This is a genomic window from Mycolicibacterium sp. XJ870 (assembly GCF_053483975.1).
In genome coordinates this window covers 239,225-258,200 of the sequence record NZ_JBEFTI010000003.1, presented here as the reverse complement: position 1 = coordinate 258,200, position 18,976 = coordinate 239,225, and the positions used below count along the sequence as shown (strand labels likewise).

At 64.2% G+C, this 18,976-nt stretch carries 14 protein-coding genes; all 14 read left to right on the top strand.

From position 1 onward, the window contains the following. The first annotated feature begins 7 nt into the window (after positions 1 to 7). Positions 8 to 424 carry a hypothetical protein gene (locus tag ABQF30_RS15990; RefSeq protein ID WP_448465407.1) on the top strand — a complete coding sequence of 139 codons (417 nt, stop codon included), beginning with the start codon at positions 8 to 10 and terminating at the stop codon, positions 422 to 424. Beyond that, entirely contained in the window at positions 421 to 2,865 is a 2,445-nt protein-coding gene (locus ABQF30_RS15985; protein WP_448465405.1) for an ATP-binding protein, read from the top strand. The genes ABQF30_RS15990 and ABQF30_RS15985 overlap by 4 nt, the downstream gene beginning before the upstream one ends. Beyond that, positions 2,865 to 5,078 (top strand): hypothetical protein, encoded by a 2,214-nt coding sequence (locus ABQF30_RS15980; RefSeq protein ID WP_448465403.1) that lies wholly within the window; start codon positions 2,865 to 2,867, stop codon positions 5,076 to 5,078. Before ABQF30_RS15985 ends, ABQF30_RS15980 begins: the two co-directional genes overlap by 1 nt. Beyond that, positions 5,075 to 6,025 carry a C40 family peptidase gene (locus ABQF30_RS15975; RefSeq protein ID WP_448465401.1) on the top strand — a complete coding sequence of 317 codons (951 nt, stop codon included), beginning with the start codon at positions 5,075 to 5,077 and terminating at the stop codon, positions 6,023 to 6,025. The genes ABQF30_RS15980 and ABQF30_RS15975 overlap by 4 nt, the downstream gene beginning before the upstream one ends. Next, complete coding sequence (locus tag ABQF30_RS15970; RefSeq protein WP_448465399.1) at positions 6,018 to 7,448, top strand: DUF4226 domain-containing protein; 1,431 nt, start codon at positions 6,018 to 6,020, stop codon at positions 7,446 to 7,448. The genes ABQF30_RS15975 and ABQF30_RS15970 overlap by 8 nt, the downstream gene beginning before the upstream one ends. Positions 7,449 to 7,488: 40 nt before the next feature. Next, the gene (locus tag ABQF30_RS15965) at positions 7,489 to 9,804 is read left to right on the top strand and encodes an FtsK/SpoIIIE domain-containing protein (RefSeq protein ID WP_448465397.1); all 2,316 of its coding nucleotides are present in this window, start codon (positions 7,489 to 7,491) and stop codon (positions 9,802 to 9,804) included. Between the two features lie 157 nt (positions 9,805 to 9,961). Then, positions 9,962 to 10,987, top strand: a complete 1,026-nt coding sequence (locus ABQF30_RS15960; protein ID WP_448465395.1) for a C40 family peptidase — start codon at positions 9,962 to 9,964, stop codon at positions 10,985 to 10,987. Between the two features lie 50 nt (positions 10,988 to 11,037). Continuing rightward, the gene (locus ABQF30_RS15955) at positions 11,038 to 13,401 is read left to right on the top strand and encodes a hypothetical protein (protein WP_448465393.1); all 2,364 of its coding nucleotides are present in this window, start codon (positions 11,038 to 11,040) and stop codon (positions 13,399 to 13,401) included. Positions 13,402 to 13,442: 41 nt separating this feature from the next. Next, entirely contained in the window at positions 13,443 to 13,814 is a 372-nt protein-coding gene (locus ABQF30_RS15950) for a type VII secretion target (RefSeq protein WP_448465391.1), read from the top strand. Continuing rightward, positions 13,811 to 14,170, top strand: a complete 360-nt coding sequence (locus ABQF30_RS15945) for a YbaB/EbfC family nucleoid-associated protein (protein WP_448465389.1) — start codon at positions 13,811 to 13,813, stop codon at positions 14,168 to 14,170. The genes ABQF30_RS15950 and ABQF30_RS15945 overlap by 4 nt, the downstream gene beginning before the upstream one ends. 34 nt (positions 14,171 to 14,204) lie before the next feature. Next, positions 14,205 to 15,680 (top strand): AfsR/SARP family transcriptional regulator, encoded by a 1,476-nt coding sequence (locus ABQF30_RS15940; protein WP_448465387.1) that lies wholly within the window; start codon positions 14,205 to 14,207, stop codon positions 15,678 to 15,680. A 30-nt stretch (positions 15,681 to 15,710) separates the two neighbouring features. Then, positions 15,711 to 16,049: a hypothetical protein gene (locus tag ABQF30_RS15935; RefSeq protein WP_448465385.1), complete on the top strand. Its 339-nt coding sequence runs from the start codon at positions 15,711 to 15,713 to the stop codon at positions 16,047 to 16,049. Positions 16,050 to 16,304: 255 nt separating this feature from the next. Further along, complete coding sequence (locus ABQF30_RS15930) at positions 16,305 to 17,477, top strand: oxygenase MpaB family protein (protein WP_448465383.1); 1,173 nt, start codon at positions 16,305 to 16,307, stop codon at positions 17,475 to 17,477. After that, the gene (locus ABQF30_RS15925; protein WP_448465381.1) at positions 17,474 to 18,901 is read left to right on the top strand and encodes an FAD-dependent oxidoreductase; all 1,428 of its coding nucleotides are present in this window, start codon (positions 17,474 to 17,476) and stop codon (positions 18,899 to 18,901) included. The genes ABQF30_RS15930 and ABQF30_RS15925 overlap by 4 nt, the downstream gene beginning before the upstream one ends. Positions 18,902 to 18,976 lie beyond the last annotated feature (75 nt).

Genomic DNA, 18,976 nt, shown 5'->3' with positions numbered 1-18,976 from the left:
TGCTGCTGTGAGCGTCGTCAAAATCGCCACCGGAAGCCGCCGCTTTCGCACCTGGGTCGGTCGGCTGCCCGGCGGACGCCGGTTGATCGGCGGAGCGCGTCCGATTGAGCAGGTGGTGGCCGTACTTGTCTGCTTCACCGCCTCCGGTCTTGCCGCAATTGTGTTTCCGGTCAATGCCTTGGCCGCGCTGACAGTGGGGGCCGCAACGGGCGTCGGTGTCGCGTTCGTACTGAGCTTGATTCCGTATGACAACGTCCCGGTGACCGCGCGGGTGGCGCGACTGGCGCTGCTGCTCGTCGACCGTAAGCCGAGTGTCGTCGCCGCCGAGGAGCTCGCCCGCCAAGAGCGCGCGGGCGGCGCCTTTCTCATCGCCGACGGCGAGCAACCTCTCAACTCGGTCGACCCCGCGGATGCCACCACATGACACTCAAGCAGCCCACCAAAGCCCGATACCGCAATCTGCAGTTGACTCATTCCGGGGGACTGACCGCCACATACTTCGTCGACCCCCTCGACTATGGGCTGCGCCCGCCCGAGGACAAGGAGTCGGTTCAGGACTACCACGAATCTCTGGCATTGGCCGTGCCCGACCACACCTTGCTCCTTGGCGTCCAAGCGCCACTGGACCTGGTCGACGTCTTGCACCGGACGTTGGATCAGGTCGATCTCGAACGCCACCCGGACCACATCGAGGAGGCGGTGGCGTCCTACCACCGCACGGCGGCGATCGCCCCCACCACTCGCATCTACACAGCGACCCTTCCGCTCGGGAAGGCACCCGCCGACTTTCGGGCCACCCCGGCCGAGTTCGAGCCGCTTCTGGAGAAGGCGGACCGGCTGATCGCCACCATCGACCCCGAGAACACCTTCAAGTTCACCCCGGTGCCAGAAGGATTGCTGGCGTTCCTGTGGAATCACCACCTCATGCGCGGGGCGGCACTGGAGGTGATGCCGCGGGATCCTGCCCGCGCCGCGCCGGAATCCACACCGACCCACACCGAGTTTCGTCCCGGAGTCCTCGACGAGGGCGCTCGCTCGGACAAGCCGTGGTGGCGCAGTTTTGACCCGATCCTCAAGGCGATGGTGCGCCTCGACGACGGGCATGTCGTCACCAGTTACCAGAGCATGCTGATCCCGGCTTCGTTTCCGACCGAAGGCATGTGGTTTCCGGGCGGCTGTGAGTTCCTCACAATGCTCGACGGCATCCCCGATGTCAGCGTGGACTGGGCAATGCGGGTGCGGCGCACTGATCGTGAGGCCGCCATGCAGCAGAACGAGAAGACGCTGAGAAAGATTGGCGTGCAACTGCATCAGCGCGATCTCGAGGTGGGCTTTCACTCCCAGGAGCTGCAGAACAAGGTACGGCTACTGGCCGAGTACAACGCCGAACTGGCCGAGAACGAGAACGCCGAAGAGATCAACTTCACGACCGTGCTGGCAGTGGGCGCGACGAACGAGGCCGACATGTCCCGTCAGGTCGCGACACTCAAGGCCCGGTTCCGCAAGCTGGGCATCAAACTGTCCGCACCGCGGGGGTGCCAGCGCAAGTTGTGGCACATGTTCAATCCGGGTGCGCCTGCCGACGTCGTCTACGGCAACTATGAGCATCTGACGTCCAGCCGCTCATGGGGTGGGCTGGTGCCGTTCACCACGGCCCGATTGCTCGATGACACCGGTCCGATCATCGGGGTGAATCTGTTGTCCGGCCAGTTTGAGCCGCTGCACTTCAACTTCCTCGGCAAGGCCCTGCGGGACACCTCGCCGGCAATCGCGGTCGCCGGTGAACTCGGTGCCGGCAAGAGCTATTTCGTCATGACTTGCGGCTTCATCATCGCCGATCTCGGCGGTCAGTTCCTGGCGATCGACCGCTCCAGAGCGGGTGAGTATGTGCCACTGGTGAACTCGATACCCAACTCGGTGGTCATCGACCTCGGCGCCCCGGAGTACACCTGGGACCCATTGCAGATCTTCTCAGATCCGGTCCTGGCCCGCCGGATCGCGCTGGACACCATCTTGCCGCTGCTGAACATTCCCGCCACCTCCGCGCAAGGCAAGTTGATGTCCAAGCTGCTACGTGTCGAGAACCGCAGCGCACACGGTCTGCACACGCTGGCCGATCTACGAGACCACTGCGCCCGCGTCGGGGCCACCGCCAACGGGGCCGACAGCGACGATCATCGCGGTATCGCCGATGCGATGGACGCCGCTGAAGCGCCCGTCCTGTTCGGCCGGGGCCTGCCGCCAATGCCGATGGGTGCCACCGCAACCGTCGTGCGCACGCACACCTTGTCGCTCCCCAAGCCCCAAGAGCTCACGCTGTCGCACGCCTACGCGAACCTGCCCTGGCGCAAGCGACTCGGCCACACGCTGTACGAGTTGGTCGGGCTGTTGGCACGTGAGCAGTTCATGAACAACCGCGAGCGGTTCGGTGCCCTGATCGCCGACGAGGCGTATCACTTCACCACCTCCACGGTCGGTCAGCAGATCGTCGAGGAGTTCGTGCGGGACGGCCGAAAGACCCAGGCCGGCATCATCTTGGCCTCTCACGACCCCAAGGCCGACTATGCGGGAGTCGCACTGGATCTGGTGCCCAACCGGTTCGGTTTCCGCCACCGCGACAGAACGCTTGCCGAAAACACCTTGGAGTGGCTCGGTGCCGACATCGAACGCGACCGCTACCTGGTAAAGCAGTTGCGGCACAACACTTCACCGCCGATCGGTAAGAAGGAATATATCGAGCCGAATCGGCGCGGCGAGTGCTTCATCGCCGACGGTCGGGGACGCATCGGGCGCGGCAAGATTCTCGGACCCGCTCGCGAAGACCGGGCGGCGGCGATCATCACCACGCCCAATCGGGCGGCATAATGACCTCATCGACCGGCCTCGTAGAGGCGCCGTCGTTCACCGATCTGTTTCTTATCAGGATCGGCGTTCGGTTGCCGGGGTCGTGGGACCCCGCGGTTCCGGTATTGAACCAACTCTTAATCCGCGTCTGGTTGTTCTCCACTGCCACCCGGCTGCGCCGATTCACGGTGCTGCCATTGATGATTCATCTCGCGCTCACTCTCCTTGCGCTGATGTTTCCCGCCTCGGCCCACGCTGCTCTCATGCCGGCCGGGGCAATACTGGCGATGCTTACCGTGACAGATTCCTACGGCGTTCCATTGTCGCAGTATGCATTTTCGACCGACTACGGCAACATCCTGGATGGCGGCAGCCAGGCGTTGTTTCTTGCCTACCCGTTGCAGATCGAGGCCGCCGTGTTCGTGATCATCGGCGGCTTCGCGATCTGGCTGCTGATCTGGATCCTCGACTTCGGACTTCTTACAGTCCTCGTGGAGCCGATCGCCTTAGCGGTGCAGAGCTACGCCAGCCAGGTCTTTCCCGGTGTCGCAACAATCGCGGCGATCATCGCGGCCCTGGTCATCGCGTCGCTGGTCATCCGAGGCGACACACCAAAAGCTGTCGGCCTGACGGCGACTGCGCTGGTGGTGGCTGTTCTCGCAGGGTTCGTCGCGTACTCCCCGATCAGTTGGGCGGTGTCCGAGGACGGACCCATCATGCAAGGACGTGACCTCGCCATCGCGGCCGCCACGAACTCCCAGGCCGGCTCCGGCCAGACCTACGACCGCCTGGCGCAATTAGAAGGCATGTTGGCCACCAACCTGGTGCGGGGGCCACTGCAGATATGGAACTTCGGCGACCGCCCCGACGAAACCCCGGCATGCGCGGCGGCATGGAGCTCGGGTGTCAAATCCGGTGACGCCGATCGGATCAAAGACGGTGTAGAGGACTGCGGCTCGCCCAACTCCCGCAGCATGAAGGCCAGCGCCGACAATCCGAACGGCGGCCAGGTCGCCAACGGGTTCTTCCTGATCGTCCTGATCTTGTGGTTCCTCATATACGCCATCATCGTCGCCTACCGAGTCACCATCGAGTTCGCACGCTGCATCATCAGCGCGTTCAAGCTGTTATGGGGCCTGGCGGTGGGATTCATTCCCGGTCCTGGACAACGGAGTATCTACACCTCGGTAGTTGAACTCGGCTACTCCGCGGTCGCAATGTTCGGCTACGTGACCATCACCATGTTCGCCGGCGAGCTGTTCATTACCCAGTTCCGCCGACTGGACAACTTCGTGGTGGCGCAGTTCTCGGCCATCGTGCTGATGTGGATCGCTGCCTGGATGACACTGAGGCTGGGCCGCAAGCGAGACGAGACGATATCGTCGATCACCGACGGCATTCTGAACGAATTGGGCGCCACCAAAGAGCCGCAGGGTGGCGGGGGCGGCGGCAACGCGAAGAGTCTGTACAGACCGGGTGGCTTCCTCTATAACGAGCCGAGACACGGGGTCGGCACCGCCATGGCCTTCGGAATCGGCGGAACACTGGCCGGCGAAGCGCTGTACAAAGTTTCGCCGTCCGTCGCGATGGTGACGCGAAGATTCACATCCTTCTATCCAGCGGGTCCCATGCAAACCCTCTACCGCGGCCTCGACGACGCGAGTACCGCCAAGATAGGGGCTGACCGCGACAAGAAGGTTGACAACGTCGCCACCACTGTCGGCCAAATCAATACGGCTGTAGCGCAACGCGGAGACGGTAGGCCGAACCCGCCCGCGGGGCCGGGGCCCGGCGGGCCGCCACCCAACGGGTCGGGTGGAGGGCCGCTTCCCAACGGGCCGAATGGACAGCCGACAGGTGGAGCGCCGAATCCCAACGGGCCGAATGGAGGACAGCCTTCGGGCGGAGGACAGCCTTCGGGCGGCGGGCCGCCTAACGGGCCGGGTGGAGGAGCGCAGCCGGCCACCGGCACTCCGCTGCCGGCACCGCCGCTGCCTGGGCCAGGTGGAGGACCTCAGCCAGCGAACGGTCAACCGCAAGGGCCTGGCAACGGTGCAACACCGCCGAATGGCGGACCTCCACGTCCTCAGCCAGCCCCGAACGGTCAACCGCAAGGACCAGCCGACGGTGCCGCGCCGCCGGCGCCGCCCCTTGGCCAACGTTCGAACGAACCGCATGCACGCGATCAACCGCCCACCACCCCGCGGGGCCCGATGCCGGGCGAAACACGATGACGCAACCCACTAAAGATGACGAGAGTGACGGCAGGCCAGCATGGTCGCGGGCACTGGCCCGCGCCGGTCAAGCGAAAGCTGCTTACATCGCCGGTGCCGGGATCGGGTGGCCGGTGATTCTCGGGGTGGTGGCCGGGGTGTTACTCATCGTGTCCATCGTGGTGATCATGCTGTCCGTGATGACGGCGCATATCGAACATGAACGCGAAAAGTTTGCCTACCAATGCGAATCCAAACTCGGCCACTCGGTCGGCAACACCGCGTCGGTGCTGATTGCGTCGCCGAGCGTATCGGCGTCGCGTCAGGAGACAATCGCACTGCAGCCGACCACCATCAGTGCCACCACACCCACGTCGACATCGCCGGTGGCGACGACCACCACACCCACCACACCGACCACGACGACGAGCGCCACGCCGTCGAATCCGTATGCCACCATGTCGATCCCGCCCTCACTGGATGCCGAGGCCGCGGCGTGTGCCTCCGCTGTGAAAAGCGGACCGACAGTAGGTGCCCGCGTTACCCGCCCGGGCGGCGAACTGGGCCACCGGGCCGCCGTCACCGCCAACGAGCAGGTCGGGCTGATGGCCACTGATGGCGATGGGACGTTGGACGGGCCCACCAACGAGGCGTTCTCCTCATCCAATCTTGTTCGCTACGCATACTTTCGGGCCAGCGGGGGAGAGCTGGTCCTGCCATCGGAGATCAGTGAGCAGATCACCGTCGGTGAGCGTGTCGCCCCCGACTTCATCAGCCCGGGTGATCTGGTGTTCTACGCCTTCACCGCGACCGCAGGCCCGACGTCGGTGATGGTCGCCATCTCGCCCACACTCGGTGTCGACGCGAGCGCGGTAGGCCAGTCGATCCGTCTGGCGGAGTTGCCCACAGGAAACGTGATCATCCGGCGACCCACTCTCGAGGCAAGCGCAAGGCAGGTACATGACTGACGAGAACAGCACCGCCACGGAACTGGCTGCGCCGCCGGCCCCGGCCACCTTGAGCCCCAATGAGTATCGCTCCCGCCCGTCGCTGGCGGTGGCACCGCGGCTACCGATCAGCCCAGCCGGTGCCAATGCTGCTGGGGCGTCACCTGCCTCGACTTCTCAGGCCACGCCGACCCCTGCGGCCGCCGCAGGAACACCTGCTGCCACGGGTTCGGCTGCGGCGCCGGCTGCGGCGCCGGCCACGACGGCAGGTACGCCCGCCGTGGCAGCCCCGCCCGCGGTGAACGGCAGTGGCTTGGCCACAGCCGATCCCGCCGCCGGCGAAGCGGAACCGGGGGATTCCGACCCGGCGGCCGAGGACGAGCAGGATTCCGACGCCGAGGCATCCGCCATGGATCCCGACCAGGCTGCGAACCTGGCCACCGGGTTGGCGGAACCCCTCATCAGCGCGGGGGTGGCGATCCCGACCGCATTGTTGACCACCGGCGTGGGTCTGCTCGAACCGTTCGCGACGATCCTGGCGGCATTCGGGGAAGGCACACCGGAGCTTGCGGGGTCCTCGGGGTTGTCGTCGGATCTGCTGGATCAATTGGACTCGATCGATGCCGACTCTGGGGTAACGGGCGATGTCGGAGTGAGTTACCAGTCGACGGCCGATGGCTATTCGCAGGAGGCCCAAGCGCTTGACAGCCTGGATCGGGAACTTAGCAAGGTGCTCGAAGATTCCGCCAACAACTCCAGCCTGGGCCGCGCCGAGATCGAGCGGATCATCGACGAGGTCAAGAGCAAACTGCAGGCGCTCGAGTCGGTCGCCGACACCCCCCAGGGCCAACAAGCGGTGCTCAATGCGATCGCCGAGGGGTTGCAGGAAGCCGGCGCGGTGGTGACCAGCGCCACCAGCAACGACGCGCTCAACGCCAGCAAGGTCCAGGCCATCGCGGCTCAGTACCAATCGGATCTCAATCCCAGTGCCGACCAAGAAACTCCATCGGCCCTCGGCGATCTGACCTCAGCGTCATCGCCGCGCGAAGTGGCTGCGGCGATCCTCGGCGAAGCCCGGCGTCGCGGGTATTCCGAAGACCAAGCCATCGCGATTCTATCCACGGCGATGCAGGAGAGCGGGTTGGATCCGACGGCAATCGGCGGTGGCGGAGCCTGGCACGGGATCTTCCAGCAGGACACCAGTTATCCCGGCCGCGACGATCCGAACGCCAATATTGCCGAGTTCTTCGACCGGCTGGACGCGAAGGGCGGATCGGGTGCTGAGGACACCTGGAAAACGATCTTCTGGCTGCAACAGCGGCCGGGCGAACTGTCCGCCGAGGCGGCATACGCCAATGGGCGCCAAGCCTATTTGTCTGAGATCCAAAGCCAATCTGGCGCAGCAACACAGTTGTACCGCGAACTGACCCCGAGATATGTCTAAAACCGTTACACGGGAATCGAATCCGCGCCTAGTTGCCGTGGTGGGCGGAACAGCAGTAATTGCTGCCTGGTGGTTCACCCGCGCCGACGCGGTCAGCGCCTGGGCGCTGCGTCATGGATATTTCACCACCACACCGGTGTTCCCGATGCCTGGTGCCGATCCCGCGGGCTCCGGGCCCACTCTGGCGGCGGCGGCCGCTCTGCTGTCGGTGGTCGCGGCGGTTGTCGGCGCTGCCGTGACAGTGGTGCGCCTTTTGGAACCGACGGTGCTGCAACGTATCTACGAGCGCCGCCCGCTGCCACCAGTAGCCGCGCCCATGATCGCGCTGTCCGGTGGCACATTGGGCGCGCTCACGCTCTTGGGCGTCCCGTTTGCCCCCGACTATGTCGCCGTCGCGGTGGCGGCGGTGGCCGCTGCCGCGATTGGCGACTGGTCGTCGGGGCTGCTGAGGAAGCGGCGCACCGAAGCGCACTATCTCAACGAGATCGAACGGACACTTCTGCCATACCTCGGCTACGAGGCTCTGCCCAAGCACCGCGTGGTGGCCTTCTCCGAATGGGAGCCCCAGACCGACGGACGCCCGGCGCTGCCGAAGACCATCATGTTGGCTTACACCGGCCGCCGAGAAGAGCTGGAAGCCAACCACCTGAGCCGCCGCCTCGACGAGGCTGTCGGCGCGCACTACTCCCTGCACTATTCCAGTGTCGACCAGCTTATCGCCGCCACCGTGGCAAGGGCCGAACCCGAATCCTCGATCGTGCAGCACCTACGCCAACAGATCACGACTTCGGGCCTTTTCGGTGACGGCGCCACGATCACGGACGTCGAGTACAGCGTGAACGACGAGCCACTCCGGTTCACCGTGCACCATAAGATCGCCGCGCAGCTCGCTGCCACTAACCGGCCTCGCGTCATCGAACGCAAACTCGACGCACTGCTTCCGGGCAGCTGGCGCGCCGCTAGCTGGGACCACGTCACCGCCACCGCGGTCTTCGAGCGCAGCCGTGAGTTGCCGGCCCGCGTCTTCCCGCCGATCGTGCCCGCCAGGACCAGCGTCGAACAAGCTTGCGCCGCTTACCATGACACCGCTATCCCGCTTGCCGTCGACAATGACGGGATCGTCATTACCTGGCCGCTGGCCCGCGATGCGCACAATCTGATCGTCGGCCCAACCGGCTCCGGCAAGACCGCGTCGATGCACAGTTCGATCGTCTCGGCCGCGCGTCTCGGCTGCCGAATCTTCGTCATCGACTTCACCGCAGGCGAATTCACCTCGTACCGCAGTTACCCAAACGTGGTGGCGGTCGTTACTGAGCCCTACGAGGCGGTCGCCTTGATCAGTGTCCTATACAAAGAGATGACGGTCCGGTACAACCTGTACAAGCGCAACCGAAACGCGTTGGGCGGCAAAGAACCCATTCTCATCGTGTTGGACGAATTGACGGAGATCCGCGCCGCTGTCGAGCGGTTCTACGGCGCCACCAGGCAGCCGGGCGATCCCGCGGATTGCCCAAGCCTGACCATGTTGACCGCTCTGCTGCGCAAGGGTGGCGTGTGCCGAATGCACTGCCATGCCTCGGTACAGCGCCCAGACCGCTCTTTCCTGGAAGGTGAGGCGAACGAAACCTTCACCAACCGGCTATCGCTGGGCAAACTGTCACCACAAGCGGCAAAGCTGATCCACGGCAACGACTTTGCTGGCCGCACTGTGCCGCCGGGTATCCGCCAGCGGGGCACTGCACTCAATCCGGTAACCGGACGGCACATCGAGGTGCAAACCTTCTACACACCGGATCCGGCCAACCCCAACGGCGCAGCGGAGGTCGAGGTTCTCGCCGACCTCAAGCCGGCGCTCAGCCTCTACGACCGCGGCGTCATCGTGCCTCCTGATACCGATCCGGCATCCCAACCATTCAGGTACTACCAGCAGTTGCCGCTGATCAAGGCTGCCGACCATCCCGAGTACGACCCGCTCTCGCCGCGGTACAAGCCGCCGCAGTGGCTTCAAGCCGAAGACCTCGGTGTGGACGGGGTTTTCGGATCGATTCCGGGCCGCGACACCACCGCGGCGGCCAAGCCGCGGCCGGCCCGGGAACTGATCGCTGTCTATGAGGGCCACCTGACTGATTCCCGGCTGGTGCCCGTTGTCGACCTGGGAATCGGTGATTACGTGTGCAATCCGATCACCGGCCGGTGGTCGCTCCTGGTCGACAAACCGGCCCTCCCACACGCCGGCCCCGCGACGCTGCGACTGAGAGACGTGCATAACGGCCGCATCGAGGAGGTGCGAGTGCCCGAAGGCCGCGTGCAGGTACGGGACATCAACGAAACCCATCTGGCCACCGAGAGCATCTGATGACCAACGCGCGAATGCCGATACCCCTCGTCCCGCATTGCCGAAAGTTACCAATGGTGGAAACATTAACCCCAATGGGGAAAGGGGTGCTCAGTTGGCTGACGAAGTCATTGCGGCCCTGGACCATTTCCGGGGCCTTCTCGGGGACGGTCCACCCGTGACTGCACCCGTGCCGTCCGACGTTCCCGCCGACGTCCAGCGCCGACTTCAAGTCCTGCCCGATGGGGTCACCGGAAACATCGCCGACGCCCTGGTTGACGATCGTGCCGACCAGGCCCGGATTGCCGCCGACCTCGCGACGGTCGAACCTGCCATGGCAACGCTGATCGACCAGTCCGTATCGGACATCAACGCCCGCCGGGATGCGCTGAGCGGCACTCGTGACGGCTACATCGACATACGGAACCAACTGGCGGCCGTCGAGGAAACGGCGTTGGGGCAATTGGGGGTACTTCAAGCCAAAGTCGCCGCTGTTGGCAATGGCGCCGAATCGGTGCGCCCCCAAGACTCGCGTGGCGAGTTGCGCCGTGCCCTGGTCGAAGCATTGGCGCAGCGCTACTACGAGCAAGCCAAGTCGAGCTCGTCCACCGGGTCGCTGACTGGGCAATCGACGAGCGGACTCAGCACCGCCGCACAAGCACTCACCAGTGCCGCGACATCGCCGCTCTCGTCGGCGACCTCGGCGCTGCAGTCGAGCAGTGGATCGTCGTCCGCGTACGGCGGCGGCACCGACACCCTGGAACGCAGCGTCGCGTCAGGGATCCGCAGCAGGTCTGAAGTGGGCTACAAGATCGTCGAGAGGGCGGCGGCGGCGGAAGGGCTCCCATACGTGTGGGGCGGCGGGAATTCCGAGGGCCCGACCGGGGGCGGCTTCGACTGTTCGGGCCTGGTCCAGTGGGCCTATGCCCAGACCACGGGAGATGTATTGCCGCGCACGACTTATGAGCAGATCAAGCTCGGCACAACGGTCAATCCGGCCGACGCGAGGGCCGGCGATCTGGTCTTCAGCAACTTCTCGAGTCCCGGAGTGCCGGAGCACGTGCAAATCGCCACTGGCGACGGCCGGGTGGTGCACGCGCCCCAGAGCGGCCAGCCCGTCCAGATCAGTGACATGTCCACCAGCAACGTCGTCGTCAAGCGGATCTACGGGCAAAGGAGTTCCAATGGCGCCATTGACGTTTAACAACACCGACAACGTCGTTGTCAAGCGGATCTACGGAGGCACCTGAAACCATGGCACCTAAAGGCCAGATTGCCCCCGACCAGTTTGGTGAGGCCACGCACTGGGGCGTGTGGAACTTTCTGACGAATGCCCCGGGCTGGTCGCGAATCGGCTGGGAGATGCCCAACGATCCCAGCAGGTATTACAGCCGTGACGACGACGTCTACTGGACGGACGTGCGGGACAAGGCCCGGGTGGCCTACGGAGACCCAAATATCGGCTACAACACCAATTTTCCTGGTTTTGATCGCTACCTGGTGTTCGGAGATGGAACGCGGGTACCGGACGACGGCAAGATCGTCTACCGCGATCTCAGCGATCCGGAAAACGTCAAGACTTGGATCCAATACGACGGCGGTAAGAAAGTAGCGCTGCAGGGTGCGGACGGCGAGCCGGTAGGGGATCCGAAAGAACCGGCGGGATACCACCAGTTCAACGACAAATGGTTTCCGGTCGATGAGCACGGGAACCAGATCGGCCCGCAGGTCGCGAAGGTGCCCGAGACCTTCAGAGACCGGCAGCCGTCAGAAAATCAAGACAAAAAAGAGCCGTCGAAAAATGGCGACCCCAATGAACCGAAACTGACGGTCGACCTTAAGGGCATGACTGCCCCGAAGTACCCGGACTGGGCCTACGACCCGGACCACGGCGGAAGCCAGGCCATCCCCGACAAGCTGGCGACGACCCTGGTGGAGCTGTACTCCATGCTCGGCACGGGCGAGCGAGTGCCCGACACGTTCTCCAAATTTCCCGTCGATATTGTCACCGGCGCGAACCTCGGAATCGACGATTACGACACGAATAGTGAACTGAGTAACGGGTTCAGCCGCCTGAGAACCGAGTACAGCGAGTTCATCACAGCGCTCAACATTAAGGTCCACGAAACCAAGATCGCCACACAAATCTCATGGAAGATCAGCGACGATGGGCGGCGTGCGATGAACCTTGAAATCGGCGCTTTCAACGGCAAAACCGCTGTGATGACTGTCCCGGGAGACTGGAAAAGTCTGTTGGACGCACAGGCTGCGCTGGTGAACAACGTCGAGAACATAATCAAGAATGCGGTAATACAGCCACCCGTGCTGGGCGACCCCGACAACCCCGCGAACACCAATACCGGTGTGCAGGGGCTGGGCGGCGGCGGCACGGATCGGAGAACTCCACGCACATCCTCGTTGGATGACGGCACCTCAACGCCACGTGACGATTCCACGTTGGGTAAGGACACCGACGACAGTTCCACCGAGGATCAGATCAGCAGGTTGCTGTCCGGTCTTTCCGCCGGGCTCAACACGGATACATCCACGAGTGACTCAAGCGATGGGTGGAGCAGCGGGCTGTCGTCGGCCCTGTCGGGTCTGAGCGGCCTCAGCAATCTCAGCAATCTCGGTACGTCCCTTGCATCTTCGGCCCGGCCTGCCGACAGCTGGGACAGGGTCGACAACGATGAAAAGGACGAGGACGACGAGAAGGACGAAGCGGTCGAATCACTCGCGCCGCCGGTAACCCCGACCCAAGGTGCGCAGGCGCAAGCCGTCCCAGGCCAGGCCACCGTGGTTGAGCCCCAGGAGGGCACGGTGCAGCCGGCATCGGCCGTGGCGGCTCCGGGACCGGGCGCGAAATTGACAGTGACCTTGCCCGATGGCCGGGTGGTGGAGGCGCCTAACGCGCAGGCCGCCGAGGCCGCCCGTAATGCGTTGGCGGATTCCGACGGCAGCGGGGACGCCGCCCAAAAGGCATATGCCGGCACCGGAGTCGAGATCCCTTCCGACGGCAAGAATCCCGGTGCCAAGGTCGACCCCAGTGACCTACAACCCGGCGACATCGCCAAGTGGGGGGACAAGACCATGGTCGTCGTGGCGCCCGGCCTACTGGCTGTGCCTGGGGAACCCGACTCCGTCATCACGGTCGCCGAGGCTCTCGAACAGAACGCACGCGAAGAGGCACGCGGCGGTAGCAGCGGCTTCGTGGGGTTCTACCGTCCCACCGAATTCGACGACCCCACCCTGTCCTCGGCGGCATCGCCGCCGCCGCTGACTGACCCGCAGCCCACACCGCCGGTCGAAGACAACAAGGACACATCGCCTCCCGGAGAGCCGGACTCACCGTCGAAGTCCCAACCGGCAGTGCCACCTGGCGGCGACGAGCCAGCGCCGCCCGCGTCAACCAGCGACCAGCAGTCGCCCCCACCATCGCAGGACCCGCCGGTTCCACAACAGGAGACGCCACCGACAGCACCGACTGCTCCACGCGCCGAAACGAACTCACTGGTCGAGCCTCAGCCGGCGCCACCGTCACCGTTCGCGCCGTCGCCTGATGTGCCGCCGGCGACGCGGACAACCAAACAGGAACGCATCGTCGCCGGCCAATCTTGAGTCCGGTCCGTACACACCAACAACGAAGGGAAGCACCAATCATGGCTCGGAATACCAACTATGGCGACAGCAACCCCAACGATGGCACCCCCGGCGGCTCGGGTCATGTTTTCGGTATGGATCCCGGCCGCATGGAGACGTTCGCTGCCGAACATGACGACATCGGCGAACAAGCCAGAGTGTGGGCGGCGTCCAACCTCGACCTGCCTGAGCGGGTACTGGAGTCGCATGGGAAGGTCGCCTATAACACCGTTCTGGGACTCAGGGAAGCCGTCGCCAACAAGCTGGCCGCGGGCATGGCGTTCGCCGACCGCAACGGCCGAACAGCAGACACGTTGCGCCGCACTGTGGTTGGCATCCAGGCGACGGACGAGGGCAGCGCCGCAGACCTCGGCACGGACACCCGCGCATGAGCGTAGTCATCCATCCCGACGTCCAACGCGCCCTCGATTACGCTGACGCGCTCAAGGAACGTCTCTACACGTACCGCGACAAGATGACGGCCCTCACCGGTGAGCGGGTGTCGAAAGACGGTGATATCGCGGTGAAAGTCGATCTCTCCGGCCAGCTCATCGACCTTTGGCTGAAGCCCGGTCTGCTCGACAACAAAAGCCCCGCCGCCATCGCCCGGGAAATAACCGAAATGGTAACCGAAGTGGGCGCCGATGTCGCCGGACAAGTGGGCGAGCTGTACCGCGAAGCGCACGATATCGCCGACATCGACACGCTGGTCGGCCCTGCGAGAGCAATAAGTGATGCAGGACCATAGAAACGGCGGCTCGGCAGGTGGCTTGGTGAACGGCATGAATCATCGTGCGGAGAACATGATTCGGTGGCTCCTCGCCGGACACGGCGGGTTGAAGAACGTGGCGAGAATGCTCACCGACGCATTCGGTCCAGGAGCCGTGATCGCGGCGACCGTCGACATCAGCGACGGCGCCATCACCGCTTACCCGAAACAACCCGATGCCGGTCCGGTGTCTGGCAACTGGACGCAAGTGCCGAACGGGTGGCGGCACGCCTTTGATCCGCCGAGCATGCCGCACAGCGCCACCGCCGAGCATCATGTCGTCGTCGGAATCACCTCCAGGGACGAGCTTCTCATTGTCAACCTCGAGGCGGCCGAGGCGGTCGGAGTTGGCGGAGAGGCTGTCCCGGTGATGAGGTCCTGGCTGATGCAAGTGCTGTCGAAAACCCCGACAGCAGAAGTCGTCGTGGACGATACCGCTCTGGCACTGGAAGGCGGGCCGCGACTGCACCACGTCGACGACCCTGCCGACACACCGCCCTCCGCCACGGTCTACTTCACCACCACCACGACACCGCGCGGCTCCGCCGCCCTTCCCATAACCGTGTCAGCGCACACCGACACTCATGGCAACGCGCTACTCCTCGACGCCGAGGTCGCCGGCATCTACGTGGGCAACCGGTATTGGCCGCTGTGGCGATACCTGCACCTGAATGACGACGCCTGGTCGGCGTTGTCGACCACGGTGACCGGCACCTCAACACCGGACACACCGTCGCTGGCCGCCGTCGAACCGCCGTCCGATTCCATCGCGACACCTCCGAAGCCGCAAGGGCTCTACGCGCTCGGCAACGCCTACGTGCTCGGCCAGGACCCGGAGACTGGCGAGCTCGTGATGCACGGCGCGGTCACCAGGATGGGTGCCAGGAAACCAGTCGAGGCGTTGATGGCGCTGGCCACCTCAGGCGGGCTCACCACTGCTGAATGGGACCAGATGCTCGACATCAAACCGGCCAACCGCCGTCAGCTCCGGACACAGATCCGCAGGATGTTCGGTGGCGCCGACCCCGTCACCACCGATCCGCACACCCTGTTGAACACCGATCTCTACTGCGACTGGAAGGAGTTTCAACAGTTGGTCGGCCACGACCCGTTCGGTGCGAGCACTGAGAACCTCACCGCCGCCGTGGCCCTCATCCGTGGTGCGCCTTTCGCCGACATCCCGGGCGGGGCATACCAGTGGCGCTCTGCGATCCTGCTCAAAGACCGACTGATTGACCTGTGTGCCGATGCAGCGCTCGAGCTGGCGCGCCGGCAATCCGCCGCCGGTGACGCTGAATCAGCACACCGGACCGCACGCGTGGGACTCCAGGTGTACCCGCTGCGCGAAGACCTCTGGGAAATGGCAGTCCAGACAGTCAGCGACGAAGAACGGGCCGCCCTCGGCTATGACCTGATGCAGGCAATCGATTCGCCACAAACACCCGAACTCAAGGCCCTACTGGCCCGCAGCCGGGTCCAGACCCGTTGACGAAATACCAAAGACAGAACGGAACACACGGTGACCACAGCAAAGGCCAGCGAAATCCCCTTCGAACAATGCAGCTACCAGGTGTTCGACCGACATCGCAATATTGGGGTGGCGGCGGGATTCGGGGGCGCCACCACCGGCCTATACCTGAGTGAAACCGTGCGCTACCTCAACGAACGTACTTTGGCTAGACAGATCCTGGCGGTCGCGGCGGTGGCGTCCATGCGCGGCCGCCTCGCGATCCGGGAAAAGATGGACGAAGCCGCCCAAGCGGCCGACAGCACAATCACCGCCAGCACATACGAGCTTCTCGAATCAGTGCCAACCGCCGAGGAATTCGAACAGTTCAAACGCGAAACCCTGAGTTGAACCGCACTGCATAACGAATAACGGTGCGCGCGGACGTTTGTGACCCGTTGTGTGTGAACACTTCTCATAGCCAACCACATGTTCAGAGCCCGACTCAGAAAAGTAGGGGAGCACCGGTAAATGAAACGAGTCGAGACGCTAGCCGACCCGCCCTTCATGGTGGGTTTTCCAGTCACCATAGGACTTCGGATGCTCGACGTCGGCGACATTCGGCCGACCCAATGCCAGCGCGACGCATATCTTCGATTCACTCAAATGGGTGATCCGTTGGCCGACGCCGTCGTCGACATGTTCCGGAGCCTTCCAGTCGGAGAGGGCCGACGAATGTTCGAGACAGCTGTCGATTACGGTATCGACGCGGTGGATTCGCCCCCCGCAGAGTTGGTCGCGTTTTTCGCTCAGGTTGATGCCATGCCGTACTGGGTGGACCAGCAGAAGCTGGACCTGGCCTCCCGAGTGATTGGGCGAACAGGCGCGATCACCTGGATGACCTCACTGGGCATGCTCGCCCTGATGGGCGGCTACCTAGCATCCCGGGTGGCGAAGACCCTCGTAGGGACCGGGGATCTGGACAAGAAGGCCGTACGGCGGTTGTGCGACACCGCAATGTGGGCGTCGGATGTCTCCACACGGGGTGCTCTGAACCGATTTGAAGCCGGCTTCACCGGCACCCTGCGGGTGCGGCTGATGCATGCGATGGTGCGCGCCGGCATGAGCCGCCGAGCGGATTGGAACCACCGGGATTGGGACCACCCGATCAACCAATCCACCCTCGCCGGAACGTTGATGTTGTTCGGGCTGGCCAACATCGTAGGGTCCCAAGCACTGGGCATTCGGTTCACCGACCGCGAGAAAGACTCCGTGTACCACTTATGGCGCTACGTCGGATATCTCCTCGGCGTCGACCCGGAGATCCTGCCGTCCAACGAGCGGGACAACTGGCGACTGCTGTGGATCCAATCCGACTACGAGTTTCACCCCGACGACGATTCGCGGCGGCTCGCGAACGCTCTGACCAACGCAATTGGGCCCATGCTGATGGGTGACGGCACAGGTTTGCTACCGAGCCTCGGCAGGCGTACGGCCACCGGATTGCTATGCGGCTACAGCCGTTTACTTCTCGGCAAGGTTAACGGCGACGGCCTCGGATTGCCCGATGACAAGCATTTCCAAGCTGCGGTGGTGGCCATCGCGGCAGGGCGCGCCGCAACAGAAGTGCCGCGCAGGCTCATACCGGGAATGACCCAGTTGCAGGAACGCCTCGGGATGTGGGCGCGGACCGCAATGACTCACTCGATGCAGACCCGCCTCACAACCGGCAGGACCTACTCGCGCCACGACGATCTCGGTGCACCGGTCGAATCCGGCCGGGTCAACACCAACGGGCGAAACGGCGCAGCCGTTGCCGGGGAGCTGGTCTCGTTATGATCCGGTACAGCGGTGAGCATGCGATCGTCGTCGGGGGCGGAGTCGCGGGCCTGTTGGCCGCCCGGGTACTGGCCGATCACTTCGACTACGTCACAGTTCTCGAGCGCGACAGACTTATTGAGGGTGAGTTCCGTAGCGGCACACCGCAAGCCAGGCATCCCCATCTGCTGCTGGCTCGTAGCCGAACCATCACCGAGAACCTGTTTCCCGGGATCGGCGCCGAGCTCTCGCAGCTCGGTGCCATCTCATTCGACTTCGGTCAACGCGCACGCCTGTACTTCTCAGGCGGGCCGGCACCGGCGACAGCCACCGCAATCAACATCCAGTCGATCAGCCGGCCGGCGCTCGAGGACGCCATCCGGGCCCGCGTGCGGGCGCTGCCCGAAGTCGAATACCGAACGGGCGTGGTCGTTACCGGCCTCGTCACCGATCCGAGCGGCCGTGAGGTGATCGGCGTCGCCACCCGCGAACAAGGGGCGCGTTCTTCTGCCCAGATCACCGAGATCCACGGCGACCTCGTCGTCGAGGCATCCGGCCGCAACTCACACCTGCCGGACTGGCTAGAGGCGCAGGGTCTACCGCGCCCCGCCATGATCGCAGTCGACGCCCAACTCGCCTACGCCACGCGGATCTACGACATTCCAGCCGGCGTGGACTTCGACTGGGATCTGTTGGTGGAGTTCACCGAAGCCCCAGCGATCAGCCGCGGATGCTTTGCCCTGCGGGTCGAGGGCCAGCGGCTGATTTGCACCCTTCAGGGCGCCGCTGGAGACCACCCACCCAACGACGAGCACGGGTTTCTCGACTTCGCTGACACACTGCGTAGCGAGGTACCTGACCTGCTCGGCAAGCTCTCACCCGCATCACCGATCTACCGATACGGCGCCACCGCAAACCGGCGATACGAATACCATCGCCTGAGGGGCTGGCCCACCGGCCTCATTGCCATCGGTGACGCCGTGTGCAGCTTCAACCCCGTATACGGGCAGGGGATAACCGTCGCCGCGTGCGAAGCGGAACTGCTGGACCACATTCTCGCCCACCGCGGAAGGACCGCGCCGCACCGTGCGTTGCGATCGTTCCAATCCCGCCAGATGGACATCATCAAATGGCCTTGGATCTGGTCCACAGCCGGCGACCGGGCATGGTTGACCAATGGGCGGCGGTTCTCGACGAACGGGATCATCCAAACGTTGTTGAACACCTATACCAGTTCGGTGCCGACAGATCCGGACCAGTACGTCGGTTTTCTCAAGCTCGCCCACATGCTCGCCGGGCCGGCGAGTCTGCTGCGTACGCACACCGCTACGGTGATCGGCGCCAGCATGATCCGCAAATGGAAGGGCATGCCCGTTTGCGACGAGCCGACAATTCGTCCGCCGCGAACACCCGCCCAGGCGGCCGGTGCACCCGTCCCACATTGAGGCCCGCACGGTCGTCTTCTTTCCGATGTCGTTCGACCCCCGTCAGGGAAGGAAGCCCTGGCGGGGGTCGAACAA